The sequence below is a fragment of the Amycolatopsis sp. NBC_00355 genome, assembly GCF_036104975.1.
Lineage (GTDB): Bacteria > Actinomycetota > Actinomycetes > Mycobacteriales > Pseudonocardiaceae > Amycolatopsis.
In genome coordinates this window covers 3,118,061-3,144,281 of record NZ_CP107982.1, presented here as the reverse complement: position 1 = coordinate 3,144,281, position 26,221 = coordinate 3,118,061, and the positions used below count along the sequence as shown (strand labels likewise).

Annotated in this window: 25 protein-coding genes and 2 pseudogenes; 20 read left to right on the top strand and 7 right to left on the bottom strand. The window is 65.1% G+C overall.

The annotated features are described in order from the left end of the window. Positions 1-82 precede the first annotated feature (82 nt). Positions 83-3,160, bottom strand: coding sequence for a tetratricopeptide repeat protein (locus OHS18_RS13265; protein ID WP_328617206.1), 3,078 nt, complete (start codon positions 3,158-3,160; stop codon positions 83-85). A 555-nt stretch (positions 3,161-3,715) separates the two neighbouring features. Continuing rightward, positions 3,716-4,078 carry a hypothetical protein gene (locus OHS18_RS13260; protein ID WP_328617205.1) on the bottom strand — a complete coding sequence of 121 codons (363 nt, stop codon included), beginning with the start codon at positions 4,076-4,078 and terminating at the stop codon, positions 3,716-3,718. 644 nt (positions 4,079-4,722) lie between these two features. Between OHS18_RS13260 and OHS18_RS13255 the strand changes: the two genes are divergently transcribed. From OHS18_RS13255 to OHS18_RS13240, 4 genes are all read left to right on the top strand, one after another. Continuing rightward, positions 4,723-6,096, top strand: a complete 1,374-nt coding sequence (locus OHS18_RS13255) for a hypothetical protein (protein WP_328617204.1) — start codon at positions 4,723-4,725, stop codon at positions 6,094-6,096. Positions 6,097-6,219: 123 nt separating this feature from the next. Continuing rightward, positions 6,220-6,393, top strand: a complete 174-nt coding sequence (locus OHS18_RS13250) for a hypothetical protein (protein ID WP_328617203.1) — start codon at positions 6,220-6,222, stop codon at positions 6,391-6,393. A gap of 229 nt (positions 6,394-6,622) precedes the next feature. After that, complete coding sequence (locus OHS18_RS13245; RefSeq protein ID WP_328617202.1) at positions 6,623-7,567, top strand: hypothetical protein; 945 nt, start codon at positions 6,623-6,625, stop codon at positions 7,565-7,567. Between the two features lie 175 nt (positions 7,568-7,742). Beyond that, complete coding sequence (locus OHS18_RS13240; protein WP_328617201.1) at positions 7,743-8,207, top strand: cysteine hydrolase family protein; 465 nt, start codon at positions 7,743-7,745, stop codon at positions 8,205-8,207. 34 nt (positions 8,208-8,241) lie between these two features. Here the strand turns inward: OHS18_RS13240 and OHS18_RS13235 are convergent. Together OHS18_RS13235 and OHS18_RS13230 are read right to left on the bottom strand one after the other, a co-directional pair. After that, positions 8,242-8,804: pseudogene (locus tag OHS18_RS13235) on the bottom strand (MmyB family transcriptional regulator). Between the two features lie 399 nt (positions 8,805-9,203). Continuing rightward, positions 9,204-10,262 (bottom strand): hypothetical protein, encoded by a 1,059-nt coding sequence (locus tag OHS18_RS13230; protein WP_328617200.1) that lies wholly within the window; start codon positions 10,260-10,262, stop codon positions 9,204-9,206. 344 nt (positions 10,263-10,606) lie between these two features. On the opposite strand from OHS18_RS13230, the gene OHS18_RS13225 reads away from it, so the two are divergent. The 4 genes from OHS18_RS13225 (at position 10,607) to OHS18_RS13210 (ending at position 12,600) form a co-directional block, all read left to right on the top strand. Beyond that, a complete protein-coding gene (locus OHS18_RS13225) occupies positions 10,607-11,188 on the top strand; it encodes an HhH-GPD-type base excision DNA repair protein (protein WP_328618520.1) in 582 nt (193 codons plus the stop codon). A 58-nt stretch (positions 11,189-11,246) separates the two neighbouring features. Then, positions 11,247-11,690 carry a hypothetical protein gene (locus tag OHS18_RS13220; protein ID WP_328617199.1) on the top strand — a complete coding sequence of 148 codons (444 nt, stop codon included), beginning with the start codon at positions 11,247-11,249 and terminating at the stop codon, positions 11,688-11,690. A gap of 48 nt (positions 11,691-11,738) precedes the next feature. Next, entirely contained in the window at positions 11,739-11,918 is a 180-nt protein-coding gene (locus OHS18_RS13215) for a hypothetical protein (protein ID WP_328617198.1), read from the top strand. Positions 11,919-12,234: 316 nt separating this feature from the next. After that, positions 12,235-12,600 (top strand): hypothetical protein, encoded by a 366-nt coding sequence (locus OHS18_RS13210; RefSeq protein ID WP_328617197.1) that lies wholly within the window; start codon positions 12,235-12,237, stop codon positions 12,598-12,600. 513 nt (positions 12,601-13,113) lie between these two features. Here the strand turns inward: OHS18_RS13210 and OHS18_RS13205 are convergent. Continuing rightward, positions 13,114-13,962 (bottom strand): hypothetical protein, encoded by an 849-nt coding sequence (locus OHS18_RS13205; RefSeq protein WP_328617196.1) that lies wholly within the window; start codon positions 13,960-13,962, stop codon positions 13,114-13,116. Between the two features lie 1,105 nt (positions 13,963-15,067). Between OHS18_RS13205 and OHS18_RS13200 the strand changes: the two genes are divergently transcribed. The 9 genes and pseudogenes from OHS18_RS13200 to OHS18_RS48540 all read left to right on the top strand — a co-directional run bounded on the left by OHS18_RS13200 (position 15,068) and on the right by OHS18_RS48540 (position 23,184). After that, positions 15,068-15,274: a hypothetical protein gene (locus OHS18_RS13200; RefSeq protein WP_328617195.1), complete on the top strand. Its 207-nt coding sequence runs from the start codon at positions 15,068-15,070 to the stop codon at positions 15,272-15,274. 47 nt (positions 15,275-15,321) lie between these two features. Next, the gene (locus OHS18_RS13195; protein WP_328617194.1) at positions 15,322-16,173 is read left to right on the top strand and encodes a hypothetical protein; all 852 of its coding nucleotides are present in this window, start codon (positions 15,322-15,324) and stop codon (positions 16,171-16,173) included. A 51-nt stretch (positions 16,174-16,224) separates the two neighbouring features. Then, positions 16,225-16,947, top strand: a complete 723-nt coding sequence (locus tag OHS18_RS13190) for a hypothetical protein (RefSeq protein WP_328617193.1) — start codon at positions 16,225-16,227, stop codon at positions 16,945-16,947. After that, complete coding sequence (locus tag OHS18_RS13185; RefSeq protein WP_328617192.1) at positions 16,937-17,521, top strand: pentapeptide repeat-containing protein; 585 nt, start codon at positions 16,937-16,939, stop codon at positions 17,519-17,521. The genes OHS18_RS13190 and OHS18_RS13185 overlap by 11 nt, the downstream gene beginning before the upstream one ends. A 798-nt stretch (positions 17,522-18,319) precedes the next feature. After that, positions 18,320-18,733, top strand: a pseudogene (locus OHS18_RS13180) (sigma factor); the annotation flags it as partial. A 227-nt stretch (positions 18,734-18,960) separates the two neighbouring features. Further along, positions 18,961-20,202 (top strand): IS110 family transposase, encoded by a 1,242-nt coding sequence (locus OHS18_RS13175; protein WP_328615716.1) that lies wholly within the window; start codon positions 18,961-18,963, stop codon positions 20,200-20,202. A gap of 308 nt (positions 20,203-20,510) precedes the next feature. After that, positions 20,511-21,122 carry a hypothetical protein gene (locus OHS18_RS13170; RefSeq protein WP_328617191.1) on the top strand — a complete coding sequence of 204 codons (612 nt, stop codon included), beginning with the start codon at positions 20,511-20,513 and terminating at the stop codon, positions 21,120-21,122. Between the two features lie 17 nt (positions 21,123-21,139). Continuing rightward, positions 21,140-21,871, top strand: a complete 732-nt coding sequence (locus tag OHS18_RS13165; RefSeq protein ID WP_328617190.1) for a class I SAM-dependent methyltransferase — start codon at positions 21,140-21,142, stop codon at positions 21,869-21,871. Beyond that, a complete protein-coding gene (locus OHS18_RS48540; protein ID WP_442875374.1) occupies positions 21,868-23,184 on the top strand; it encodes an ARMT1-like domain-containing protein in 1,317 nt (438 codons plus the stop codon). The genes OHS18_RS13165 and OHS18_RS48540 overlap by 4 nt, the downstream gene beginning before the upstream one ends. 402 nt (positions 23,185-23,586) lie before the next feature. On the opposite strand, the gene OHS18_RS13160 is transcribed toward OHS18_RS48540, so the two are convergent. Next, positions 23,587-23,910 carry a hypothetical protein gene (locus tag OHS18_RS13160; RefSeq protein ID WP_328617189.1) on the bottom strand — a complete coding sequence of 108 codons (324 nt, stop codon included), beginning with the start codon at positions 23,908-23,910 and terminating at the stop codon, positions 23,587-23,589. Positions 23,911-24,231: 321 nt separating this feature from the next. Here OHS18_RS13160 and OHS18_RS13155 point away from each other — a divergent pair, with 321 nt between their 5' ends. Genes OHS18_RS13155 through OHS18_RS13145 form a run of 3 tightly spaced genes read left to right on the top strand, consistent with a single transcriptional unit; the run spans position 24,232 to position 25,325 of the window. Further along, positions 24,232-24,423, top strand: a complete 192-nt coding sequence (locus tag OHS18_RS13155) for a hypothetical protein (RefSeq protein WP_328617188.1) — start codon at positions 24,232-24,234, stop codon at positions 24,421-24,423. Positions 24,424-24,450: 27 nt separating this feature from the next. After that, positions 24,451-24,696, top strand: a complete 246-nt coding sequence (locus tag OHS18_RS13150) for an alpha/beta fold hydrolase (RefSeq protein ID WP_328617187.1) — start codon at positions 24,451-24,453, stop codon at positions 24,694-24,696. Beyond that, a complete protein-coding gene (locus tag OHS18_RS13145) occupies positions 24,693-25,325 on the top strand; it encodes a hypothetical protein (protein ID WP_328617186.1) in 633 nt (210 codons plus the stop codon). Before OHS18_RS13150 ends, OHS18_RS13145 begins: the two co-directional genes overlap by 4 nt. Here OHS18_RS13145 and OHS18_RS13140 read toward each other — a convergent pair. Then, positions 25,247-26,212 carry a recombinase family protein gene (locus OHS18_RS13140; protein WP_328617185.1) on the bottom strand — a complete coding sequence of 322 codons (966 nt, stop codon included), beginning with the start codon at positions 26,210-26,212 and terminating at the stop codon, positions 25,247-25,249. The genes OHS18_RS13145 and OHS18_RS13140 overlap by 79 nt on opposite strands. Positions 26,213-26,221: the final 9 nt, after the last annotated feature.

The following is a 26,221-nucleotide window of genomic DNA, read 5'->3' as shown; positions in this document are numbered from 1 at the left end:
ACGGCGACACGCCGCAGAACTACGACTAGCGAGAGCAGTGTTGGTCTTTGAAGTCGGCTGAAGCCCTCGGCACCGGGGTTCCTCACGCGTCGCTGGTCAGCGAGGCGAGGGTCCACGGTGATGAAAGACGACCATCTGCCGTGACGCCATGGCTGATGACGTCCTCCAGTGTGGCGATGTCGCGGTCGCGTCGCCAACTGGTCAGCAGGCGACGGATGCCGTCGAGGGCGTCGTCCTGGCCGTGGACGAGAGCAGCGAGGTAGAGCTCGAGTGCTTGTTCGTTCCGACGTCGCCGTCGGTGGTGGTCTGCCAGCGTGATCTGGGCGGATCGGTCACCTGCCTCTGCTCCTCGCCGGAGCACGTCCAGCGCGTAGTCGGACTGCCTGCTCTGGAACAGCACCGTGGCAATGGGCACTACCGCCGACGTGTTGCCCGCCTGCAACTGGCGGTCCAACACAGTCATGGCCTGCGAAAACATCCCTTGATGGGCGTGCACGATGGCCCGGCACGTGTCCAGTCGTCGGGTGTGCTCGGCCTTGTCCAGCAGGTTGTCCGCGGCATCGAAGCGTCGAAGCTGGATGAGGACTTCAGCCGCTCGGACGACCGCGGGGGCATACCCGAGCTCCTTCGCCCGCAGGAACCACTCCGCCGCCGCGGACAACTTGCTGCGGGCAGGTTCGGCGCTGGTGGTGGTTCGGCGCCGAGCGGCTAGTGCTTGATCATGGGCGTCCGCGCGTACCAGGCCCTCCGCCAGCCAGGCGCAGGCCTGTCCCCGGGTGACCTGAGCAAGGCGCATGTATGTCGTCACCGCAGCCTCGGCGTTGTCTCGTTCGAGAAGAAACTTGCTCACTGGCACCAGGACGTCGCGGGCGCCCGTGTCGGTGTTCTGCAGGTACCACGGGATGGCATCGTCCGTCTGCTGGGACCTGCACAGTGCGATGGCTACCCCGCGCACGAGGTGGGTGTCGGGGGCGCCCGTCGCGCGATGAGCAAGCCGGACCAGTCCGGTCGCGTCGTTGACCCAACCGGCCTCGGCGGCGGCGAGCGCAGCCTTGTTCCAGGCTGAGCTGTCGCCGTTCTCGGCCGCGCGGCGAAAACAGCCGAGTGCACGAGCAGGCAGTCGCCGAGCGGCGTAAGCCTCTCCGATCATGATGAAGCCGCGGCAATCGCCGGAGGCTGCGGCTTCCTCGGCGTAGCCGAGCGCGGCGGGGAACAGACTGGCGTCCGCGTGCATCTTCGCGGCGAGCAGAACGGCGCCCGGGACTCGGTACTCCACCGCCGACGTGATCCACTCCAGCGCTTCCTCATCCCGACCATGGTCCACAAGGATCTGGGCACCTAGAAGGTATGCGGCATGATCGCCTTCGAGAGTTGCGCGCTGCTGGAGCATCTCCAGTGCGACATCGGGGCCGTGGGCGCGGACCAGGAGTTCGGCGGCAGCAGAGATCGTGTCCATGCCTTGCTCATCGGCCATGCGCATCAGCCACGTAGCGGCGGTGTCACAGCAGTCAGATTCGATACCGTGAGGGTCGTCGGCAAGCATGTCGGCGTAAGCGAGAGCCGCACGCAGGTCCCCCTGCTCCCCCAGCCGGCGGTACAGTGCGAGGGCGCGCCCTCGATCCGCCAGAGCCCGATATAGCCGATCGCTGTGCATAGCCCTACCGGGCGTCGCACGTTCAGCCCGCTTGGCATACGCCATTGCCGTCAGCGCGATCGATTCGTGATGTTTGTCGACTACCCATGGCTTCAACAGCTCGATTGCCTCGTCTGGACGGTTCTCCGCCAGCAGGATCGTGGCCGCTTCGATCACGGCCGTAGTGTCGCCGCGCTTGATCAGCAGGTCGAGCTGCGCGAGCGCGTCGTCGATGCGGTGAGCACCACGAAGACGGTCGGCGAGCTCGTGACGGGCGGCGAAGTCGCCGGCGGTGGCCGCGCGCAGATAGAACTGGCAACTCTCCCGCAACATCCGACGACGCCAGCACTCTCGGGCCAGAGCCAGCAGGTTGTCCGCCGCGGCATGATCCACCAGAACCGGCCATAGATGCATGCTCGGCAACGGTGGGTTCTCGACATCGGTGATCCACTGCCGTTCCAGATAATCGGCCAACCGCATCGACCCGCTCAACGTCTCTGCCCCGTCTTCGGCGGGTCGGGCAATCAACAGGCTCGCATCTGCGGCACCACGTCGGGTCAGCTCGGCGACCGCATCGGCGAACCAGGTCGCGGGCAGGCTATCGCGGTCGCGTGACGATAGGTAGCCACCAGCGCCCCGTTCGAGCAGCGTCGTCGGAATCCACGGTCCGTGCCCCGCGAGTCGAGCGTCGATCGCGCACTGCACGACCGCCCGTTGCTCCGGGGTGCCGGTCGCGAACCGCGCCTCCAGCTCTGGTACTGCTCGCACGTACTGGATGACATAGCGCTCAAGTGCGTGCGCCGCGGCGTCGGCGATCACCGGATCGCCCGACAGCATCGCCCGCTCCTGTTCCTCGGCCGTGAATGCGTCGGGAACGACGATCTCGCTTCCGGCGAGCAGGACCCGAGCGTGCTGCATCGAATCCGACACTCCGGGAGGACGAGGAGCTGTCAGTTGCTGCCATACACGCGACCGCATCGCGCACAGGACCAACGACGGACGCCGGCGGACATCGGTCAGCAGCTCGCGCAGAGCCTTCGCGATCGCGTTACCGACCGCATCACCAGGTTCCAGAAAGTACCGCTCGGCCCCGGGGAGCCACAACACGGTCCGAGGGGCGACGGCCATGATCTGAGTCAGGAGCGTGTCCGGTTCTTCCGGGCTCGTTCCTGGGCAGATCCTCCAGTCCGTCAGCAGCGGCTCGGCCTCGTCCGATTTCGCGTTGGTGATCGCTTCGTACATCGCACGCTTCTTGCCGGCCGTGGAGTAGCTGATCAACGTAGCTATCTGGCTCTCGCCGGCGGCCGCCAATGCGACGCGCTCCCGCAGACGGCGGTCGTGCTCGCGCTCGATGTAGCTGGGCAACGATGCATACCGAGTCAAGGTCGCCGACGTCGGCTCACGAGCAGTGACGTAACGACGCAGAGGAACCACTTCAAGCTGGTCGGGGGCACAGGTTGACAAGGCAATCCCGATCCCGAAAACCGCCTTCACCTGCGGCGTCGCCCGTACTTCCGGCACAGTCACGTCCCGTGGTCCCTCTCTGAGTCCGACGCCTCCACCGGTCGGGCTTGCTTCTACGGTGCCCCCGCACGGCACGAAGCCTCGCCCCCTACTTCCAAGTAGGCTGCAAACGGTCGTTTAGGCACGCCCAGTTGCTACGACTTCTTCGTTACTACTTCCTCCCGGAACCACCCGATTAGGTGACCTATTTCTGGTCGTTAGACGATGATCAGGCTGCTACTGCCGAGAACCTGATCAACGCGACGCAGGCCGTCCCAGCGAACATCCGAAAGCGAACTTCGATTCAGAGGTGACAGCGGCACAATCAGATCACTCGACAAGCAAGTACAGGCCCTGTCACAGATATGACCACTTGACATAAAGTGGCCATTTCCCTTCAGAAATGATCTTCTGCTGGGATGGCCATCCCAGCCCCAACGCCCTGCTGGCCATGCTCCGCGCTGCCTAGCCACTGGGCGGACTGCTGGTTGAGCTACTTGCCCTTGTCCGGGGTCGCGCTGCGACGGCGCGCATCGGCCGGTGGCACTCCGTGCGGTGCCACCGGCCGGCCCCAGAGGTTCAGTAGATGATGTCGATCTGGGTGTCGCGGACGGATTCGGGCACGGGGCACTGCACGTCGGTTCGACCGTTGCCGTAGAACCAGGACGAGTACCGTGTGTCGCCCCACGTGCAGGAAACATGGAGGCGCCAGTGGCTGGATCCGCTCACCCCCGTGCATGAACCCCAGGCCCAGTTGGTGGTCCCGTCGTCGCGGCCGCTGTAGCAGGGGCCGGCACTCGCCGAGGCCGCATTCGCGCCGACGACACTCATCGTCGTCGCCGCGGCGAGCACCGCCGCACCAGTCGCCAATCGCCGCACCACACGGCCGTGTCCCAAGTGGTGGTCACGCTTCCGCTGCGAGGAAATCGATGAAGTGGTCATGGTTGCGCTCCTTCGATGGGTTTGAGCCCTGCAGGCCCAACGGATCAGGTGGAGCCGACGCTAGGCTCCGGGCGTCACCGGCAGGGATTGCATTTGCCGTACAGATCTTTCGTGCACAACCCCTGTGACCTAGCCGAAAATCTTGGTATTAGCCGAGGCCCCTGCACGGCACATGCGCGGTGTCAAGAGACGTTGCGCCAATCCGGCTGAGCGCAACGGGCTTGGTGCGGAAGTGGTTACGACCTATCGTTGAAGAGGCAGAGGGGAGTCTTGTGGTGCGCGCATGCCGACATCTGGGAACTGACGCCAGCTTTACCAGCCACTTTGACCCCGTCCGGCCGATTGTTCAGAGCAAGCAGACCAGACCAGACTGTAGGTCTGCCCTACCAGCACCCGGGGATCCCATGACTTCCGCAGAATCTCGACCTGCGTCGACGCCCCGGCACAGAAGCCCAATACCTGTCCGGCTGACTGCTCGAGGACGTGTCGGCTGGTTGCTGAGAACCAGCCGCTGTCTGAGCGGACGTTCCGGGCACGATCGATTGGGCAAATTCGCCGACGCACTTGCACGAGCAGGGCATCCGCGCGTCGCGGTGAGCACCGTGTCTCGCTGGGAAAGCGGAGCTGCCTCCGTCCCTCACTGGGTGCCGGGAGCCTACGAAGGCGTACTGGGACTCCGCCCGGGTCTGCTCGGCGCGACCGCAGATACGGTGTATCGATACCACGTCTCGCCCGCCGGCGCCGGAGCGTCGTGGACACGTCGCCAACCGACCGATCGCGACCAACTCGACGCTCTGCTCGAGCCTGTCCTCAGCGCGGACCTGGTGTCAGGAAGGGAATGGAGCCGACTGAGCGCCTGCATCGCCGACGAGCCTGGGCTGGTTCTGGCGCCGGCGCGAACGTGGGATCTGATGAGTGCTCGGTTACTGACTGAGATATCCGTCGCGGACGGGGTCGAATGGATGGCTCGCGCCGAGGCGTATCACCGGTTGATCTCCCACCCACAAGGGCAGGTTCACGCGATCGCGGTGGCCGCGGAGGCAGCGGCCGACCGTTCCGCGCAGAGCATGATTGGCATGCTCTCAGTGTTCAGCGAGAGCACGCATGCCGACGCGAGCCGGATGGTGATCCGCCACATCACCGACCCCGTGACCAGCCGAACCTTCTACGGTGCCTTGTTGACCAGCGCGAAAAAGCTCCACTACGGCCATTTCGACGTCGCGCAGGTCGCCGCACTGCTGCCAGTCCTGGCCGATCTGCTGACCGGCTCCCGCGAGGAAACCGAACTTGCGTCGCGGCTCCTTGCGCTGACCCCGGCGGCCGTGCGAACACGCCTGCCTCGCCGTCTGCTGTCGACGATTTCCTCACACCTCGAGCCGATGCCAGGTTCCGTTCTCGGCTTGTGCGAAGCGATAGCTGCAGAGCACGCGCCGAACGCAGTGGATCCGGTGTTGTGTGCGCTCGTGCACGAGATGCTGGCCGATCCAGTGTTCGACGTCCGTTTATGTGCAACGTTTCTGGTCTACGCCAGTCCGTACCGTGGCCCCCTGGCCAGAGCGTTTGCAGCTGAACTGCTCGCAAGCCTCCAACGAAGGGACGGCGAGCACAGGATACAGCGGCTGCTGGAATGCCTCCGCGTCCTGGGCGGCCCAGAAGAACGGCGGCTAGTGGAACAGTTGCTTCTTGCCCACGAGACCAGCAGCGGCCTCCGCGACGCAGCCGCGTACGCGCTCGGGCACGTCGGCGGTACCAGCAGTGACGCGTTTTACCGCAGAGCTCTCGCCTTGTACGTCAGACGTTGGAGGCATCATCGAGATCGGCGTGATGCGAGCGTCCTCGACCGGCTGGTCTACGCCGTCGGCATAGCTGGCCGACGATCTTTGCTACGCCTAGTAGTTGCCGACACCGACCAGCCATCAGCAGTGCGGGCAGCCGCGACTTGGTGGCTGAACCTGCCACCGCACCTCCGCTCGGCGCAAGAAGGCCGGTGGCCGGTAGAAGTAGAACTGGTCTCCTGACCTATCAGCTAGTCGGCTGCTCAGATTGTGGCTCGTCGCGTGTGCAGCCCGTTCAACAGAGATTACCAATTCCTCGCCATCACCCATGCTGACGTCGAAAGCCAATGGGCGATGGATGACAAGATGAGTGATCGCACTGCCCGACACCGGCTCAACAGGCTGCGCGCAGACAGGCGCTACCGCGGCTCGCCGACCCGGCTCGAACGCACGGACCCGGTCGGCGACGCCGTCACCCCGGGGTACGACCTCGTCCGCACCCAGCTCCTCCTGCGGGTCATGGTCCGGGCTCGGTCGTGAAACGCGGCCAGCATTTTCGGGTAAGCGCCGGTCTCCGGAAGGCCGCATGGTCCGTACCTACCTTCCGAGGAGCTCCTCGGAAGGTAGGTACGGATTCACGTCATCGTCGTGTTCGTCAGCCACGGTCAGCATCCACGGACGGCCCGCTCCCCTGCCCGGGAAGCAGGCCGGTTTTCGGGCAACCTTTCGCCCGTCTCGCGCGTGTACTCCCCGAGGTGAGGGGGCTGTCATGGGTGCACAGGTGCCGACCCGCGCCGAGGTGGCGCAGGCCGCGGTCTGGCTGTGCCGGCACGGGGTCCGGGTGCGGGTCCCGACCCGGCTGCTGGCGACACGGCTCGGCATGCGCGGGGGCGCGCGGCCGCAGGCGGTGCTGGGGCGGCTGGCCGTCCTCTACCTCGCCGGGACCGCCGGCGCCCTCGGGTACCAGTGCCTGCAGTACCTGCCCGGCGTGCGCGGGGTCGAGATGACCGACAGCAAAGTCGCGTACTTCCTCCTCTTCGCGATCCAGGGGGCGATCTGGTCCGCCCTCCGGCAACGGGACCGCAAAGCCGCCGCGGCACTGGGCGCGCGGGCGCTCGACCGGCCGCGGCCCCCGTGGCACGCGCTGAGAAGCGGCTGGTACTTCGCGTCGGTCGTGGTGACCTTCGCCGGTGGCGCCGCGCTCGGGGCGACGATGTTCTTCACCACCGGATACCGGACCTACGCCTGGAGCTGGCTCGGTCTCCTCGCGATGGGCACGGTCGTCTTCGGGGCGGCCTTCGCCGGGGTGGTCCGCCGGCCGGTGATCGCGGAGGACGAGCCGTCGCTGGCGGTCGACGCCGTGCTGCGGATCGAGGACCTCAGCCTCACCCTGCCTGCGATCTACGCGTTCCCGGTGCTCACGGACCTGGTGACCCCCCACCGGCAGCCACCCGGGTTCGCGCCCTGGCTGGCCGGTTACGCGGCGCTGGCCATCGCACTGCAGGTCGTCGATGCGATCATCCACGGGCGACGGCGACCGGCCCTGCCGGACGGCGACTACGGCGTCCCGTCACCGGACCCGCAGTTCGCGCAGACCGCAGTGAACCGGTCACCCCGGAGGCACCCCAGCGATCCGGACGGCCTGCGCGACGCTGGCGGCGGCCGTCCAGGTGATCGGATACCGCCGACTCGGCCGAGATGCCGGCCTGATTAAGGGCGCCCACCTGTACTTCCCCGTCTCCAACTCATCAAACCATGTTCACGGGCCAGCGAATACTGCCCCCACGAGATCACGCGACCAATTGCGCAGCGGATACTTGCCGTGCCTACCTCAAGGGCTGGCGAGGGTAGCCCGGTTACGACCGGGTCTCTTACCGCGGTAGATCGCGTTGTCGGCCGCCCGGACGAGCCCCGACCAAATCGGGCTCCGGGATCCCGGGGTAGAGGGCGGCGCCGACGGTGACCGTCAGCGGGATCGGTTCGCCGGTAGGCGCGGTGATGCGGAGCGCTCGGATACGGTTACGGGCGCCCGGTTCCACCCCGACTTCGTGCCCGTGGAGGGCGAGGTGGTCGTCACCCCGCACAAGACGTTCGACGCCTTCCACGGCACCAACCTCGACACCCAGCTGCGCCAGCGCGACATCGACCACGTGATCGTGTGCGGGCTGACCACCAACGCTTGCGTCGACTCCACGGGCCGTGACTGGGTGGAGAAGGGCTACGACGTCACGTTCGTCTCCGACGCCGTCGACACATTCACGATGGACATGCACCGCGCGACCATCGAGCTGAACTGGCCGCGTTACGCCCACCACATCCTGACCAGCGACGACTTCGTCGCCAAGCTGGCCTGACCGGGCAAGGAAACCGATTCCCCCAGCCCGACGATCAACCACGACCACCATCGTGGCCGACAACCCGGCCGACTTCCGGCACGCCCTCCTCGGCGGGCCGCTGGTCGCGTTCTTCGGCCGCGGCCCAGCTTTCGAGCAGTTGCAGTCGCTCGCGGGTGGATTCGTCGGCGGGATAGTAGACGAACAAGCTGAGGGTCGAGCTCTCGGGCAGAGCGAGGGCTTCGAATCCGAGGTCGAGATCGCCCACGAACTGGTGGTGGAGGGTCTTGCGTCCGGTGCGGTGGTACTTCACGTCGTAGGCGGCCCAGCGCTTGGCGAAGTCGGGGCTGCGGGTCGCGAGTTCGCCGACCAGGTTCGACAGGCGCCGATCGGTGGGGTTGGCGCCGACGTATCCGCGGAGGACGGCGACGACGTCGTTGGCCGTCTTTTCCCAGTCCACATAGAAGTCCTGGGCGATGGGTCCAGGAAGGTGAAGCGCGCGTTGTTGCCGTCGGCGATCCGGCTGCGCAGCAGCTCGGCGTAGAGCGCCCGAGCCAGCGAGTTGGTGGCGACGATCTCGAAGCGGTGGTTGCGAGCCCAGGCCGGCAGCCCCTGCATCGAGTCAATCATGATCTGCAGACCGGGCCGGAGAGTGGCTCTCTTGCCGGCGGCGGCCGGCAGGCGCGACGAGCTGCGAGCGGCGCGAGCGAGGTCGGCGAGATGAGCGGATTCGGCTTCGTCCAGCTGCAGCGCGGCCGAGAGGGCATCCAGTACCTCGTCGGACACCCCGGCGAGGTTCCCGCGCTCAATGCGCACGTACCAGCAGAAGTCAACACTCTGGAAGTCCCGCCGTTAGGTGACACCAACCGGCGTGGCAGCAGCTTGCGGTTGCCGCCGCTCCAGGCCACTGGACGTGGTGCGGATAAAGGCCAGCGACTACGTCTAGTGCCACCTACGCTTACACGCCAATCGGCCGCGACGTCACGAGCACTGGCGCATCCACGATCCTCCTGCGCGTCATGCCACCCGGACGAGCACGGCAGTCGCTGGGTCGACGTCCTGGGCCCATGCCAAGGTCGGCAACTCTGTGCCGGATAGTCCCGCAAGCTCCAAGGCGGCTTGCCCTGAAAGGTGGGCGGACTTGATGGACTGCCCGTTGGCGACGGCGGCGTAGAACTGAGCGGCGTAGACGATGGCGTCCCCATCATCGATCTCGTCGGCCATGCCGATGGCGAACGGGGCTACCTGTTCGACAAGATTGTCAATCTGAGCTGCCGAGTTGCAGGAGTTCAGAAGCACCAGCAGCGGCGGGTCATCGGTCGCCTTGACCGCCGCGGCGAACGCTCGGGCGGTAACGATGACGCCTTCGTGGTGCTCGTCAAGCTCGTCCTCGAACTCGATCAGGTCGTCGTCGCTGTGCCCGGAAAAGTGCACGACGTGAGGACGGAACTTGGTGATGCCGTCCAGCAAGTCGCCCGTGGTCGCGGCCGGCCGCACGTCAAGCTCGATGTAGTCGCGGTGCAGCGCGGATTCAACCGCGGCACGAATTCGCTTCTGCTCTCGCCCCACACGCAGATCTCCACCGGACGCGGCGCCGAGAATCAGGACGCGCAGCTTCTCCTGCTTGGGGGTAGGCAACTCTCGTAGAGCGGTGTCCACGATCGTCTCCGTCTGACTCATGCGACGCTCGAGCGCCGAGGTTTTGGCAGCAGCTCGACGAGCGGTCTGCTGTTGATCGCGCTGGCGCCGCCGTTCGGCGGCATCAGACTCGGACTGCTCAGCTTTGGCGAGTTTGCTCTGCAGGTCCGCCTCGGCTTTGGCATAGCTGCTCGCTTTGCCATGCCAGCTGCCGGCCTCCTTACCGGCCGCCGCTGCTGCGTCCTCGGCACGTCCGGCTTCGCGCAGCTTGCTGGACCGGGTGATGTCGCTCGAAGCCTTTCCTGCCGCCGTACGTGCTTTGGCCGCTGCGGTGCGCTTGGCGGTTTCTTTGGTCCGGTACTCACCCGCCTTTTTCTCGGCGTCGATCCGTTGCTTGCGCTTGTTCTCAAGCTGCCTGCGATACTGACCCGCACTCATCTCGACCTGTCTACCAGAACGAATAGGTCACTACGAGGCGGGTACCCGGTGCCGGACCTGTCGAGTCCGGCGCGCTACCCAGCGAGTGAACCCCCTAATATTTCAGGCCTAGAGCCCGATAAACCCGGCGGCCCCTCCGCCCCCAGGCATTACCCAATTGGCAACGTAGGCACACTTAGTGACATGACGTCCTCGGCTTTGGCCAGCAGAGAAGTCCCACTCTAGAAGTCACCCGGTTAGATGACACCGGCCGACGCGGCAGCAACTCGCGGTGCCGCCGTTCCAGGGCGCTGGGTATGGCACGGACCAAGACCAGCGATCGCGTCGTGTGTCAAAATATCGACATGCTGCGCGAGCTTCACCTCACCGGCGACCCGGCCGCCGACAAGCTGCTCAACGACGACCCCTTCGCCCTGCTCGCAGGCATGCTTCTAGATCGGCAATATCCCATGGAACACGCCTTCGCCGGGCCGCGGAAGATCGCCGACCGGATGGACGGGTTCTCGCTGGCGAAGATCGCCGCGACCGACGTCGAGGCGTTCGTCGAGATGTGCGTGGTGCCACCGGCCATCCACCGGTACGGCGGCTCGATGGCCCGCCGCGTCCACGCGCTCGCGGAGCACATCATCGAGAACTACGACGGCCGAACCGAAGGGCTCTGGCTCGACAGCCGCCCGAAGCCCGACGCCCCCGAGGTCCTCAAGCGGCTGCGGGCGCTGCCGGGCTTCGGCGAGCAGAAGGCGAAGATCTTCCTGTCCCTGCTCGGCAAGCAGCGCGGCATCCAGCCGAAGGGCTGGCGCGCGACGGCCGGTCCGTACGGCGACCGCGGCTCACGACGGTCGATCGCCGACGTCACGAGCGCCGAGACACTCGCCGAGGTCCGCGCATTCAAGAAGGCCGCCAAGGCCGCGGTGAAGACCTCCTGAAGTTCGATTACCAACGCATGCGTTGACAATCAGATATCCAACGCTTACGTTGGTAATCATGGATCAGTCGAAGCATGATGAGCAGGTAGATCACCCCGACCAAGCCGTCACCGAGGCCGCGGCCGCCACCCTCTACGCATTCCGGCCCCGGAACACGGACATTCCGAGCCCGGTCGAGCCGGAGTTCGTCAGCCACGCGCAGCTGGCCAGCCGTGTTGCGCACGCTCTGACCGTGGATCACGACAGCGACAGCGTCACGGATGGGCTGCCCACCGAGGTCACCGCCATGGACATGCTGAACGCCCTGGTGCTCCTCGAATCCGTGCGTGAACGCGCGGACGTGCTCGAGTGCTTCTTCACGGAGAAGCTGAAGCACGGCGGGCTCACGTGGGAACAGATCGGTGCTGCGCGAGGAAGATCCGCGAACGCCGCACAACAGCGCTACCGACGCGCGGGCGGTCAGGAGACCTGGCCGACCCGACGGCCGCAACAGCCGCAGTGACGGGGTTCTGATGTAACGGGGATTCTCGCCTGTGAACGACTCGATGGCTTGCAGCAGGAGATCGAGTCGGCCAAGTTGACGGGCGTCGGGGATGAAGTCGGCGGGCATGCCGAGACTGAGCAGGTAAAAGCGCTGGTCCTCGAACCGGCGAAGGCCGCAGCAGCCGAAGGTGAGCAGTGCCAGCAGCTGCCGCGCCGCCGCGCGGTCACGGCGGGCGGCCTGCCGTAGAAGGCGCGGCACGACCGGCTGCAGCTGAGCCCGGAGACGGTCAAGGACATGCTCGAGCTGCTCAGCACGATCGCCGCCTCCGAGCCGGACAGGCCCGACACCTCCGTCGTGAGCCACCCGGAGATGATCGTGATCGCCTTCGACGTTGCGCGCCTGCGCCAGCGCTCCAAGCGCCTGCGCGAAGCCGCCCAGGCCGGCTGCAGGAGATCGTGGCCGATGTCTGTCTTGCCTGGCCCGGCCGAGCTTCTCCCGGCCGGGGACGCCGTGCTGGTCCTACAACCCCCTGAACACCTGGGCCCCCGGCTACGTCGCGTCGTTGACCATGCGGATCCAGCGGGCCCTGGCGGCCGACAACGCTCGCCACGCAGATCGGCTGAACCTGCGGGTCCTGGTCGACGTCGGCATCGTCAACGGCGGCGGCCGCGCCTTCTCCAGCCAGCTGGTCATCAATCAGCTGCGCCTGATCGAAAGCGAGCCCGTCCGCGACGTCACCAACGCCGGCGCGGACGCCTTGGCCATGTTCACCTCACCTCGGGTGCACGAGCTCACCATCCGCGCCCCCAGTCATGCCTTGCCGGAGAACATGGCCTTCGGCCAGCCGGTCACCATCGTCGACAGGAACAACCAGACCCTTCAGGCCTGGCCGTTACTGGTGGCCGACCGTCGAGCCAGATCGGCATGACGAGACCCGGACAGACTCACCCCGCGCCGTTCCCGAGCCTCTCCGCCTGACCGGCCGACCACCTCTGCGCGTCCGGAACCCCGCATACGAGTTCCCGACGGGCTCGCGCGGTCACCGGCGGGTACGTCGGGAAAGACCACCTGGTGACGGGCGGTTTACCGGCCGCTCGTCACCGGTGCCGGAAGCGCCGTACCGCCTACTGGAGATCAGCCGCGCGGGTCGGGCCCGGACGGTCCTCATCCATCAGCACCCAGCAGAGCGCGACGATCAGCACCGCGGTCCCGCTGGCGCTGACGGCCTTCACCGTCTTCACGCGTGGCGCTTCACCTGCCCACTGCCTGTCGGTCCGCCGCCACCCGCAGGCCGACGTCTGGCCGGGGACGACGGAGGCCCCCTTGCCAGCCGAGCCGAAGGTCGTATCCGACGTGGATCGCGGTGTCGACGCCCTTACCTGCCGGGGGCCGGTGACCAGCATGCGTTTCCGCTGGTCACCGGCTGCAGGTTTACCTGCCTTCAGGAGGCGCTGCTGGCGTCCTCAGCCAGTTCGCCGCCCTTGCCGTCGGACTCGGTGAACTCCCACACCGGCCGCGGCACCGGGACACGGTTGGTGACGCTCAGCTGATCGTCGATCACCTGCTGGACGCTGGCCCGCGAGCTGCCGGGCAGCTCTCGCATCAGGTGCTTAGCGTAGAGATTCTGCAGCTTCTCGTGCTGCCGCTGCAGCTCCCGGTAGTCGTGCTTCAGCTGGTGGAACTCGACGAACTGCTGCTGCTGCAGCTGCAGCGCGATCTCGGCGTAGTCCGCTCGTTCGCGCTGCCGCCCGACCTCCAGATCGAGCTCCCGGATTCCGCGCAGCACGAACGGCAAAAGCTGCCGGTACCGGCGCAGGTCCGCAACCAGCTCGGTCACGTCCAGATCGGCCGGGATCTCCGGCGCGGCAGGTTCCCCGGCTGGCTCCTGCACCGGCGGGGCCAGCCGTTTCTGCAGGTCATCGCTGATCATTTCTGGGGTGGTACGGGTGTGCCGCGCCCACTCCGGCAGGTAAAACGGCCCGGTGTAGTCCGGGGGCGGACCAGGCAGGTCATAGGCGTGGCGATACAAGCCGGCGGCGACGCCCAGGATCAGCGGCAGGTGTTCCGGGGGCAGCTGCAGCTGCAGGAACACCACGATCAGCTCCCACCGCGGCGGGCGATACGCGCTCTTGCCGACCAACTTGGTCGTAGAGTTTTGCAGCGACTTCACGTCCCGGCCGTGCGCCCAGTGCTGCTCGTCCCCGCGGCCGGCCTCGACAAGCCGCTCATGCAGCGAGGCCAGGCTCCCGTGCTCATCGGCCAGCACGACTGCGAGGAACAGGATGAGCATCCGCTTAGGGACCGGGAGCGTCGGGTGCTGTGTGAAGGCGTCGGTGGAGACCAAGCCGCTCAGTACCGGCCGTCCTCGCTTGCGACGCGACTTCCCCTCCAACGGCCGGGAAAAACAGGCAACCGTGCCGGTTGTCATGAACCTTCCTCGCACTCGGGTTTCTTCTCCCAGGCCGTCATCCCCTGATTCACGGCCTCTCGCCCCGACTGCGATGAGGGAGAAATTCAATTGTGGATCATCCGCGGCGCTGCGGCGTTGAAACCGACGCCAGGTTATCGATTCCTACCCCTGCGCGAAGGGTTGGCGCTCGTTCGTGATGATCGATTTCCCCGGTCGAGTGAAGAGCACAACCGAGGCGCTCACCGGGTAACCGATCGCCCGTCGGGTGAAGCGACCGAGCCGGTGAGGGGAACACCTTAACCCTCTGTTCGCTCACGATGTGTGCCCACCCCGCGAGTTCGGTCGATCTTGTGTTCGAGTCGCGCTACGGCATCCGGCGGATCGCCGGAGGAAGCGATCGGGGGCAGAACAAAGCCCGGCCGACGAGGTGTTTGGCTGGGCTTGCTGTGGCTGATGTGCAGATACCGCCGGGTAACTGGGCCCCTCTTGCCCAAGGGGACACCAGCACCCGGTCCTCGATCCTCACCCGCGTCAGGTGTGTCGAGACAGGTCCGCGCTGCGGACACGCGCGGACTGCGGGTGTGAATCTAGACCGTCACTGTCCGGAACACCATGGGCTGTCCGGACAGGCAGAGGTGTCGCGGACGGGCGACACGTGCAGCCGCTTGTGCACGCGGCTCCCCAGCAGGCGTTTTACCGCCGCCGACTAAGCGGCAGGTACTGCGACATGTGATCCAGATAACACACTGTCGTGGGTGGGTTTCGGACGGTTTTCCTGCCGTTAACGTCCGGACAAAACTGGCCTTGTTCTTGACTTGTGCGATTCGGGTCCGGTCGTGTTCGATCTCCTTCACGGGAAGTCGTCGACTCCCCGGCAGGCCGATTTCCGCGTTGCCCCGCGCGGCCACCATGCCGGGACCGTCGCCGGTTTCCTCACCCGCGTTGCAGGAATTCTTGCGTCGATTCAGAAGGAGTTTCACGTTCCATGTCTCCCTTGCCGTACCCGCTGGTGCCCGAACCGCGCCGGCGTTGCCGCACCGCCGCAGCCCCGCTCCCGCTGGTGATCGCGGTGCTGGCGTTCGCAGCGTTCCTCATCGACCACGGCAGCACCCCCGCCGCGGCGGTCGCCCTGGCCACCGCCGCCCTCGGCGGGATCGTGCGGATCCTGCGCGCCACCGGGCGGCCAGCGTGAACGGGCCGGCCGTGCCATGGCCGGCCCTGCGGGCCCTGCACACGAAGATGGCCGCGCTGCCGGTGGATGAGCACATGTTCCAGATCCTCAGCACGTTGCCCGAGGTCTCGCCGCAGGTGATCGCCAGCGCCTGCGACCCCGCCTCGCCGGTGCTGATGGACTGGTCGATCTACCGCGCGATCGCGGCCGCCTGTACCGGCGGCGAGCACGGAGCCGACCGGATCAGGCCGGCCTACCTGGATGCCGAGGCCACCCGCCTGGACGGGCAGGCACCGGCCGAGCCGGGCCCGTACAGCTGGCCGCTGGCGGCCACGCTGGAGCAGCAGCCCGCGGCCGCGGGCGTCATGATGAGCCTGGCCGACCAGCCGACGATTCCAAGGCTGAAACTGCCGTTTCCGCTGGTCAAAAACCCCGCGACGGGGGCGCCGGACCTCGCCCGCGTCCATAGCAAAAGCGACTTCGCCCGCTACCTGAAGTCGCTGGTCGTCGATTCCGGGCTGACCCTGCGCGGGATTCAGGACAACACCCGCGCCCTCAACCCCGGCGCGGCCTGCTGCCGCAGCACCCTCTCCGACGCGCTGCGGCTCGGCAAGATCCCCACCAGCGAACCGATCATGACCACCTTGCTGATGGTCCTCTTCGCCGCCATCGACAACGTCGAACCTGACACCGACAGCGTCCAGCACGCCACCCGCGTCGCGATGCGCGTCTGGCGTTCCCTGCGGCAACCGCCCACCGGAGCGCCCGTACTCGCCGCTGGCCCCGCCCCGGAACCGATACTGCGGCGTGCCCTCGGCGCGCTGGCGCACGCCGAGCAAGCCGCCGCCCGCGCCGGCAACCGCGACGCCCCCGGTCTCGCCCATGCCCAGCGCATCCTGCGAGACCTGCTGGTCGGATGAACCCCGGGGCGTCGTGCAACGGCCGCGATGGCCTCGGCGACGTAGACGAACATGACCGATGACACCACGCCATCGACCTCGATCCCCGGCGTCCCGAATCCCCAGCAGCCAGCAGCGGCGGGTCGACCTGCCCGGTCGCGGGAGTTGAGGCCGACAACGATGTGGCTGACCGCGGCCATGATCGCGGTGCTGACGGCGGGCGCGATCGTGGTGCTGCGGTGGCCAGCGACCATCGGACTCACCGGCGCGGATCTGGTGACCGCGCGACTGAACGCGCTCAAGATCGGGCTGAGTATCGGGGCGGGCGGCGGCGCCGCTGTTGCGCTGTACCTGTCCTGGCGGCGTCAAGATTCCACCGAGCGCACGCTCGCCCACCAGCACGAGGTCCACGCGGCCACCGTGCACGATGCCGCCCAGCGGCGGCTGAACGAGCTGTACCTCAAGGCCGTCGAGCAACTCGGCTCGCCGCAGGCCGCGGTCCGCCATGGCGGCTTCTACGCCCTCGAACAGGTCGCGCAAGACGACCCCCAACGGCAGAAGACGGTGGTCAGCGTCATCTGCGCCTACCTCCGCAACCCCTACACCCCACCACCGGACATCGCCGGGCCACGACCGCTGGGAGTGCGCCGCCCTGCTGAAGTCCACCGGCCGCCCCCGCACACCCGCTACGCCGCCCACCGGCGGCACCAGGGAAACCCAGCTGCAAGAACGCGAGGTACGCCTCACCGCTCAACGCATCCTGAGTCGGCACCTGCAACCCGGTATGGACCCTGATCAGCTAGAACCCGACTTCTGGCCCGACATCGACATCGACCTCACCGGCGCGACCCTCATCGACTTCACCCTCGCCGAGTGCACCATCGCTACCGTCTCATTCCGAAGCGCGACCTTCATCGGTGGCGCCGTGTTCGGCGGGGCGGAGTTCGGCGGCACCGCCGAGTTCGGCGGGGCGAAGTTCGGCGGCACCGCCAGGTTCGACGGGGCGAAGTTCGGCGGCGACGCCGAGTTTCACGGAGCGGAGTTCGGAGGCAACGCCTGGTTCCACGGGGCGGAGTTCGGTGGCTTCGCCGTGTTCGACGGGGCGGAGTTCGGCGGCAACGCTAGGTTCGACTTGGCGGAGTTCGGCGGCGACGCTAGGTTCGGCGGGGCGGAGTTCGGTGGCTTCGCCGTGTTCGACGGGGCGGAGTTCGGCGGCAACGCTAGGTTCGACTTGGCGGAGTTCGGCGGCGACGTCTGGTTCGTCGGGGCGGTGCACAACGGACGCGCCTTCGTTTCGGCCAAGCACGGTGTGCGCGTGCGCCGGCCTGCGGACGAGCCTGACTCCGATGAAGGTCCGAGCCCAGCGTAAGCAGAGCCGTCCACCACCCTCAGAAGCCTTTCCACCGCCCGGGTGTTGCCACCATTTCGGCCAGCGGGGTTCGATGCGCAGCCCGGCGGCTTCCTAGTGCGAGCACGGGCTCGCCGGGGTCCGGAATGCTCCGACCCGGGCCCAGAACGCTGCCGCACCCGGCTCGTCCGGCGGGTTGGCGCTGCAGCTGAATCCCTCACCTCGAGCTGCCGCTGCGCGGGCCGGCACCCGCCCCACGCCCCGGAGCCGGTGCCGGGCCTCCAAGTGCAGACCGAGCAGAGCCCGTTCCGGGCGGCCGGGCACAGCGACAGCTCGACCTGGCCGTAGATCGTGGCGCCCCACCGCAGCTGGACCAGCCCGACCCCGGCGCGGACGGCGGGCGGGACGACGACGAGCTGCAACCGCCGCGGCTGGACGCGGTCTTCGGTTACCTGCGCGGCGGCCGACGGGTCGACCAGCGCCCACCGGCCGCCGCCGTCGGTCTGGTTCTCGCAAATGGCGCGACGCGGTTCCAGCCGAACGGAACTCCGCGAGGGCAAAGGGTTGGGCCCAGGGGCCACGCGACGCATCGACCAGCCTGTGCAACCGGAAGACGGGACGCCGCCTCGGTGTCGCGCACGTCGGGTGAAATGGACGGTGGCCTGCGCCTTTCGAGAGGCAGCCCCTCGGCCGGTGAGGGCGTAGGGGCTGCTCACCCGAGTTGGTGAAGGCCCGCGAGGGAGAGGACGTCGGTTGCCTGTGGACGCTGACGTGCCCGGTGTGGGGCCGCCCGGTGCACTCGCCCCGAAGACCGCCGAAGTGCAAGACCCGGTTCATGCCGCGATCGAGGGCGACCTCGGCGCGGTGGAACGGCTGTTGGCGGCGATCCGCCCGCTCGTCGTACGGTACTGCCGGTTCCGGATCGCTTTGCAAGACGGCTCCTACATCTCGGCCGATGACGTCTACATCTCGGCCGATGGTGTCGCGCAGGAGGTCCTCCTGGCGGTGCTGGCGGCATTGCCGTCCTACCGCGACGACAAAAGCCCGTTCCTCGCGTTCGTGTACGGAACCGCCGCGCACAAGGTGGCCGACGCGAAGCGTGCTGCCGCGCGCAATCGGTCCGAGCCCATCGCCGAACTCCCAGACTGCGTCGCGCCGGACGCCGAGCCGGAAGCTCACGTGCTCGCCTGCGAACTCAACAACCGCGTGAGCAGCGTCCTGCAACTGCCGCCGTCCCCAGACTTCCGATGACCGCAATACCCGCCGCATAGCTTGCTGCTACCTGCGCTGACGGGCGTGACGGCGCGCGGTCAGCGGCTACTTAAGACTGGGCGGCAGGACCAGGTCCGGCCAGACTCTGGTCCAGGTGCTCGGTGAGTCGCTCCCACATTGCGGCTGCCCGCCGGTGGCATTGGCGTGGCTCTCTCATGGCATGCGTCTCGCCGAGCACCGCGCGAGGAGTGGCTGAAAAGGGGTTTGTTCTGCTCGAAGTAGCGGTGCCCTCCTTGCTGACATCGTCACGTCGAGGCAAGGAGAACCGCATGCCCGTGATTATCGGGATGGATCCGCATAAGCGTTCAGCCACGATCGAGGTGATCAACGAACGCGGTGACATGGTTACGGTCGGGAAGTTCGGCACTGACCAGCTCGGCTATACGGAAATGCTGTCGGCCGGGCGTCGGTTCGCCGAGCGGGTATGGGCAGTGGAAGGTTGTAACGGCGTCGGCCGGCATATCGCCCACCGGCTGGTCCATGACGGTGAGATGGTGCTGGACGTGCCGGCGAAGTTGTCGGCGCAGGTGCGGGTGTTCGCCACGGGCAACGGCCGCAAGACCGACCCCGTCGACGCGCACTCCGTCGCCTTGGCCGCGTTGCGCGCACCGAACCTGGTCCGAGTCCAGGCCGATCCTGAGCTGGTCGTACTGGGCATGCTCGTCGATCGCCGTGACGAGCTCGGCCGCGCCAGAACTCAGACCGTCAACCGTCTTCACCGGCTGCTGCTGGAGCTGTTTCCCGGCGGTGCGAAGAAGTTCCTGTCCGCGACACAGGCCCGTGCGCTCGTGGCGACGGTCAAACCGCGGGACATCGTGGGCAAGACCCGCCGCCGTCTGATCGTCGAGTTGATCACCGAACTCGAGACGATCGACAAGAAGACCAAGGCCGCGGAAAAGGATCTTCGTGAGCTGGTGATCGCCCGCGGCTCCACGCTGCTCGACCTGCACGGCATCGGCCCGTCCGGCGCCGCGCGGCTGCTGGCCGACGTCGGCGACATCCACCGGTTCGGCAACCGGGATCGATTCGCGTCCTGGAATGGCACCGCACCGCTGGACGCGTCGTCCGGCGAGCAGCAACGGCATCGGTTGTCCCGTGCCGGTAATCGCAGGATCAACCGGACGCTGCACATCATGGGCGTCGTCCAGCTCCGTAATTCCACCGCCGGCCGCGTCTATTTCGATGGCAAGAAAGCTGCGGGCAAGACGTCGATGGAAGCGATGCGGGCCCTCAAACGACGCTTATCGAACGTCGTCTACGCCCGCATGCTCGCCGATCAGAAGCGACGTGAGGCGGCAGGTCCGGGAGGGCACTCGGGGACGACTCTGCGATCCAGCGTGACCGGCCTGACCCCGGACACCGGCCCTTTGGACAAGCCACAACCCGAACCTGCCGCCAGCCAGCCTACCCCCGTCAGAGCCACCCCTTGACATAAAGGGGAGCCATGAGAGTGCGTGTGGTGCTCAGCGAAGCGCTTGCTGTAACGAGTTGGCAGCTCAAGCCGACTGTCGTAGTTGAGGTGCGGAACATGCGCGTTCGATCGACGACAGGTCTGAGATGAGGCCCTGATGAACAACGGGAACTATGTGCGCCCGGGAGACGTACGAAGTTCGGTCCAGACTCCGCGATGCACAGCTAGAGGTACGTGCACTCGGGGTGCGGTCAGGCGAGCCTCCAATCGCAATCGACACAATTGCACTGGAGTCCATTCCGGCGACTGCATGGATTGAGGTTCATCTTGCGCAAATTGTTCACACGCCTACTTGCGACAGTGGGTACGTTCGGAAGTATTATTACTCTTGTCATCCAACTGCGCCAACCGGCACTTCCTCTAACAGCATGGCAGTGGGGGCTTCTTGGCATTCTTGCTCTGTCTACTGTCGTGTCACTGGCACTCGACATGCGCGAGTTCTTTACCAAGAGGCATTTAGTAATCGCGACAAATGTAGGTATCAAGCAGTATATGTACAATTGGATAGAACGAGGTGCAACGGCGGCTATCTTCTCTCGAAATCTGGGATGGGCCGAAGAAGATGCCCGCGTAGCCGAGCTCCTACGACTTAGAGCGCGCAGCCACAGTCTCACTGTCGTCCTACCTCGAGAGACTCCGTTATCCAGAGAACTTGCACGGCTCGGCGCAGAAGTATTTTATTACCCTGACATCAACTACACCATCCGTACGCGATTTACGATAATAGATGCAGACCGCTCCGATACTCGCGTTGCTATCGGCCGCTTTGTCGATGATGACCTGGTGGTCGACGAATACGATTCTGGAAGTGATCCAGCTTTCCATCTCGCCCGAGACCTATTTGAGCTGGTGCGACGGCTAATTGCCAGCAGGGGCTGACGAAAGGATGTCCCATCATGCTCGATGATGGACCCATTGCGACGCCGAGTCTGGCTACGATTGCGAAGGAATGGGACGAACTAGCCCCTGTTCGCGACATTCAAATCGCGGACGGCAGGGACGTCAGTTTCTCGCATATTCTTGCTCCGAGGCTAACGTCTTGGATTCAAGAACATCGACCAAGTCGCTTAGTTGATGTCGGCTGCGGCACTGGCCGACTTACCGAACTTTTGGCCGTCCACGTGCCACATGTTGTCGGAATCGATATCAGCGGTGAATCGATTCGCATAGCAAGAGAACGATGTGCAAATGAGGACATTGGATTTGTGCATAGCACCATCGAAGCCTACGCGGAGTCGCACACCAGGGAATTCGACTTCGCCATCGCAAACATGGTTCTTATGGACACCCCTAATGTACGCGACGTGCTCCGCGCCATATCAAGCGTCTTGAAGCCGTGGGGTCGGATCGCATTCACGGTGACTCACCCGTGTTTCTGGCCGTCCTACTGGGGCTACGATAAGATGGACTGGTATGACTATCACAGAGAAATTGCAATACGCGGAGAATTTAGGACAAGAATGTCGCGAACTGGTAAAGCGACAACTCACTTCCACCGGTCGCTTGAAAGCTATATGACGGCGCTAAATGCCACTGGCTTCGCGCTGGAACTCTTCAGCGAGTTACCTTTAGACGATGAGCCAAGGTTTATTGCAGCAGTTGCTCAAATTGATGGCAGACTTACATGACGTCGGGAATGCAAATTAAAGGACGTCGCCCTAGGCTCGAGTATCAAAATAGCGTTGAGGCGGTTTGGCGGCGAGTTGTCTCAACAAATTCCGATGACATAATCCAGCAAATAGACACAACTGCTACCCTAATTGCTAATATTTACGGTGCCGCCGACAGTGAGGAAACCTCAGGATCGACGCTCTGTCGATACTCAAAGGAGAGGCCGCTGGAGTTGCTTCTGGGGATACCGTCAGGAAGAGGCCTTAGTGGGCCGGCAAAGCTGCCTAAGCCAAGACCCTTCCTCATTGATTTATCTCAAAAAGAAGATTTGCTTCCGGTCTGCGATTGGTCAGATTCTTTCCTGAAGCAGGCCGCAGAAATTGTAGGAGATCAAGCTCGGCTCTCCGCGCAAGAGATTCAGCGAATTGGCGGGTCACTGGTAGAGTGTATGGGCCTGTTGCTGGCGTGGCCACGGCTTCAAGCCCATCTGGGATTCAACAATCTTACTTATATACAGGAGCTTCTACTCAAGATCGTTCTCGGCCCAAGGATAGCACACTTGTGGTCTTATCGTACTCGTACAGGCCGGCGGTTGAACACTGAAGCTCATCGAGTTATGTGTCTTCTCCCGTGGTCCGACTCCTCGGAGTTGCTATTGGCGCGCAATGCGAGCGCTGGGCTTCTTTGGAATTCGCCACAAGTCATCGGCTCATCTCAATGGCTGGACGACGTCGTGTCTCGGTTAAGTACTCCAGTTTTAGCTGTCGACGACACTGAGCTTCTTTTCGCGCGGCTTGTTCAGCCCGATTCGGAACTAACCATAGTATTGGATGACAATGGGGAGGCAGTGTTCGACCTTGCGTGGATCATTCAGCTATTTACCACATTCCCCCGACTTCGCATACACGTGCTCGTCAATCCAATGCCTCTCAGTATGAATTTAAGCAAGGCGACTTTAGGTCACGCAATCAACTCCTTTCCAGCTCTGATGCCGATTAAGTGGTACATAAACCGGAAGAGGTTGCAGGTTAGCTACGTGCGCCAATATGCGCCAGCGCTAGAGTACGGATGGCTACCGCCTTCCTTAAGACGAAGAATTGACTCGTCTGGGGTTGTATACTTGAAAGGTGCCTCACTTTTTGAGAACTTCGCGGAACTTCATTTGTTTCGCTTCCACGTATTCGCAGCGTATGGTTACTCGACCACGCGACTGACTGGATTGACAGAAGGAGAACCTGTCGCCATGGGGCTTAAAATTGGAGAGGTAGGTTACGGTGTTAATGACACTGGAGTGGTCACTGCACTTGATATCGTCTCCTCTCGGTTATAGAACTTCACATTGTTTGCGCGTGTGAAAATAGAGCTTTACAGGATCCATCCACCTGTGGTGGTCTGGTTTCTTCGTCGCCACACGGCCAGGCGTGAGCAACGCATCGGCAACCGAGCTCTGCATAGGGCAACCTCCTCAATTCGACAGAAGCGGACGTTCACCTCCGCGGGCAAGTTCATGCCAGATGATGACTGCTCGGGGTCGCCCAGCGGCGGGCAAGACAACCCCGCCAGATACCAGCCAGCCGCGCTTCACGGCGCTGGAGGTCGAGGTCGAAAGGCGAGATCCGGCCGTCGTCAGTACCGGGAGACGGGGCATCCCGATCTTGACAGGGCCGCCGTGGCTGGTGCACATGATCGTGCTGCAGAAGGTCCCTACTGGCAATCACGGCAGGGGGCGGAGTTACAGGCCTGCTTCATGGCCTCGATCGTGGATGACGGGGAAAATTTGCTCTGCCGACAGGATCCAGGCGTCGATCCGGTCGGGTGAGCACCTGATCGCTTCGATCAGCGCTTCGACGGCGTTCAGCTTACCCGCGCTCACGTGCGCCTGAAGTTCGCGTGCCGACACCTCTTGGTAGGTCATGGTCAGTTGCCACCAGAACCTCATGAGGTATCGGCATTCATCCTGTTCTCGGTCATCCGCGAGCCGTTCCTCGATCACGGCTTGCGCGCGCCGACGCTGTGCCCCGTCACGGAAGCCACTGCTGAGGTCGGTCAAGTTCACGCTCGGAAGTTACCAAGAGAACACGTTGATGGCTGACATATTTAGTGGTTGGCTGTGGAGGTCTCCACCAGCACCGTTTGTAGGTCAGTGCTGACACCACCCGGACCAGGGGGACCCTAGTGTTGGTGGGAGTTGACACCACCCTGGCGGGCGCGCAAGTGGAGCTCGTAGTGCAGGCCAAGTGGCGGGAGCAGCCCAATAGGGACGCCCCCGAGCACGTCCGCGATCAGGCCGAGCTGTGGGCGGGACAGGCACGCACCGAACTGGAGTGGGCGAAGAGCCTGAGCAAACGACTGTCTGAGGGCGCCTACACCATGGCCGATGATCCCGGCTCTGGCGGGCCTGGCCAGTCTCGGGTTGGCGGCATTGCTGACCGGTGCTGTCATCACCGATCAGTTCGTGCTCGAGCAGAGCCCTTGGCTGCCGCTCGCCTGTCTCGTCGTGGCGGCCGTGATCGCAAGGGCGCGGTGGTCGCGCACCGAGGCCGTCGTCGGCACGCTGCTCAGGCGCTGAGACAAACCTCTCGAACGGAGATGTGAGATGAACGAGATGGACTTTCGCGTGACATCAAACGATGGCACCACCATCGCCTACGACCGGAAGGGAAGCGGCCCGGCTGTCGTCCTGGTAGGCGGCGCGCTGGACGACGGAGCCGAGAACGCTCCCTTGGTACCTGCTCTCGCCGAGCACTTCACGGTCTACAACTATGCCCGTCGGGGACGCGGCGCGAGCGGCTTCACCGAGCCCTACGCCGTGGAAGAGAGATCGAGGACCTGGATGCGTTGATCGCGGAGGCGGGTGGCTCGGCACACCTGTTCGGGGCGTCCTCTGGTGGCGCGCTGGCGCTGGAAGCCGCCGCGGCCGGGTCAGCCATCGACACGATCGCCGTGTGGGAGGTGCCCTACGCGGTCGGGGACGACATACGCCCGCGATTCGAAGAGTACATCGCGGACACCCGACGCGCCTTCGACGCCGGGCGAGACGAGGAGGTTCTCGAACTGTTCATGCGCCTGTCCGGCGCTTCCGACGACAACATCGCGGACAGGAAAGCGGCAGGCAAGCAGACGTCGCATTGGGCGGATTCGGTCGCCCTCGCGCCCACGCTGGTCCACGACAGCGTCTTCCACAACCGCTACCAATTGCCGACCGATCGACTGGCAACGGTCACCCAACCGGTTCTGGTCACCACCGGAGGACCGATCACGGTCCCCTACATGGCAGGCCTGCCCTCGGACTTCTTCGACCGCGCAGCCGACGAGCTGGGGTCAGCGATTCGGCCTGCGGGTACCCGATGGCGTCAGCGGCACAAAGCATGTCGACGGCTGCCGGGCCGCGTTCACAGCTGCGTGCGGTTGTGCAGCCGCGCATCAACCTCAGGCAGCTGGAGGGACATCTCCAAGACTTCGGTCCGGTAGTCGTAGAACGCCACTAGTTGTAGGTCGCGATACAACCCGGTCAGATCGCGGGTGTTGCCGGCGACCGGTGTCGCAGGATTGCGGTTAGGCCCTGTACTGCTTTGTCCTACAGCGACAGTCTCAAGTTCTGCCAGCCATGTGTCCACGGCGCCCTGTACGTGGTCTTCCCTGACCGAAATCGAGTGGAGATGCGTCACCACCTTGGCAGGGGAGCTAGGCGCGCAGCGATAGTAGTGGTGCGGTCCGGTCGTCGAACTTTGCATCTTGCGGTTGCAGGCCGTGCATCGGATGAGCCCTTGGAACAGGTACTTGTGGCGGGTGTGGCGCCCGTGACGTTCGGCCCTGCTCCGGCCGGCGAGGGTCTTTTCGCGCCGGAGCAGCTGAACCTGGGTGAACTGACGAACTGTCACGATAGGCGGATGCGCTGGCAGGCGAGAGCGGACTACTCGGTCGGGTGCTGCTCGCCGGAATCGGACGGTGTGGCCGGCGGAGACGTCGTCGGGGTTGAGGAGGACTTCGGTCTTGGTCCAGCGGCCGAAGACGGCGTAGCCCGTGTAGCGCGGGTTCTCGAGGATCGAGCGGATGGTGCTTCCGATCCAGCCGTCGCCGCGGCGGTGTCTGTTCTGCTCGGGGTGGCGGGCGGAGGGACAGGGGATGTGGTCGCGGTTGAGGCCGGCGGCGATGGCGTGGTCGCCGTAGCCGCGGAGGTACTCGGTGAAGATGCGGCGCACGATGGCGGCTGCTTCGTCGTCGATGTGGAGGATGCGGAGCTGGAGTCCGTCTGCGGCTTTGCGGGGGTGCGGGTGTGGTCCGCCGTCGACGACGATGTAGCCGTAGGGTGCGCGTCCGCCTTCGTGTCGGCCTTCGTTGATGACTTGGGCGTCCATGGAGGCGCG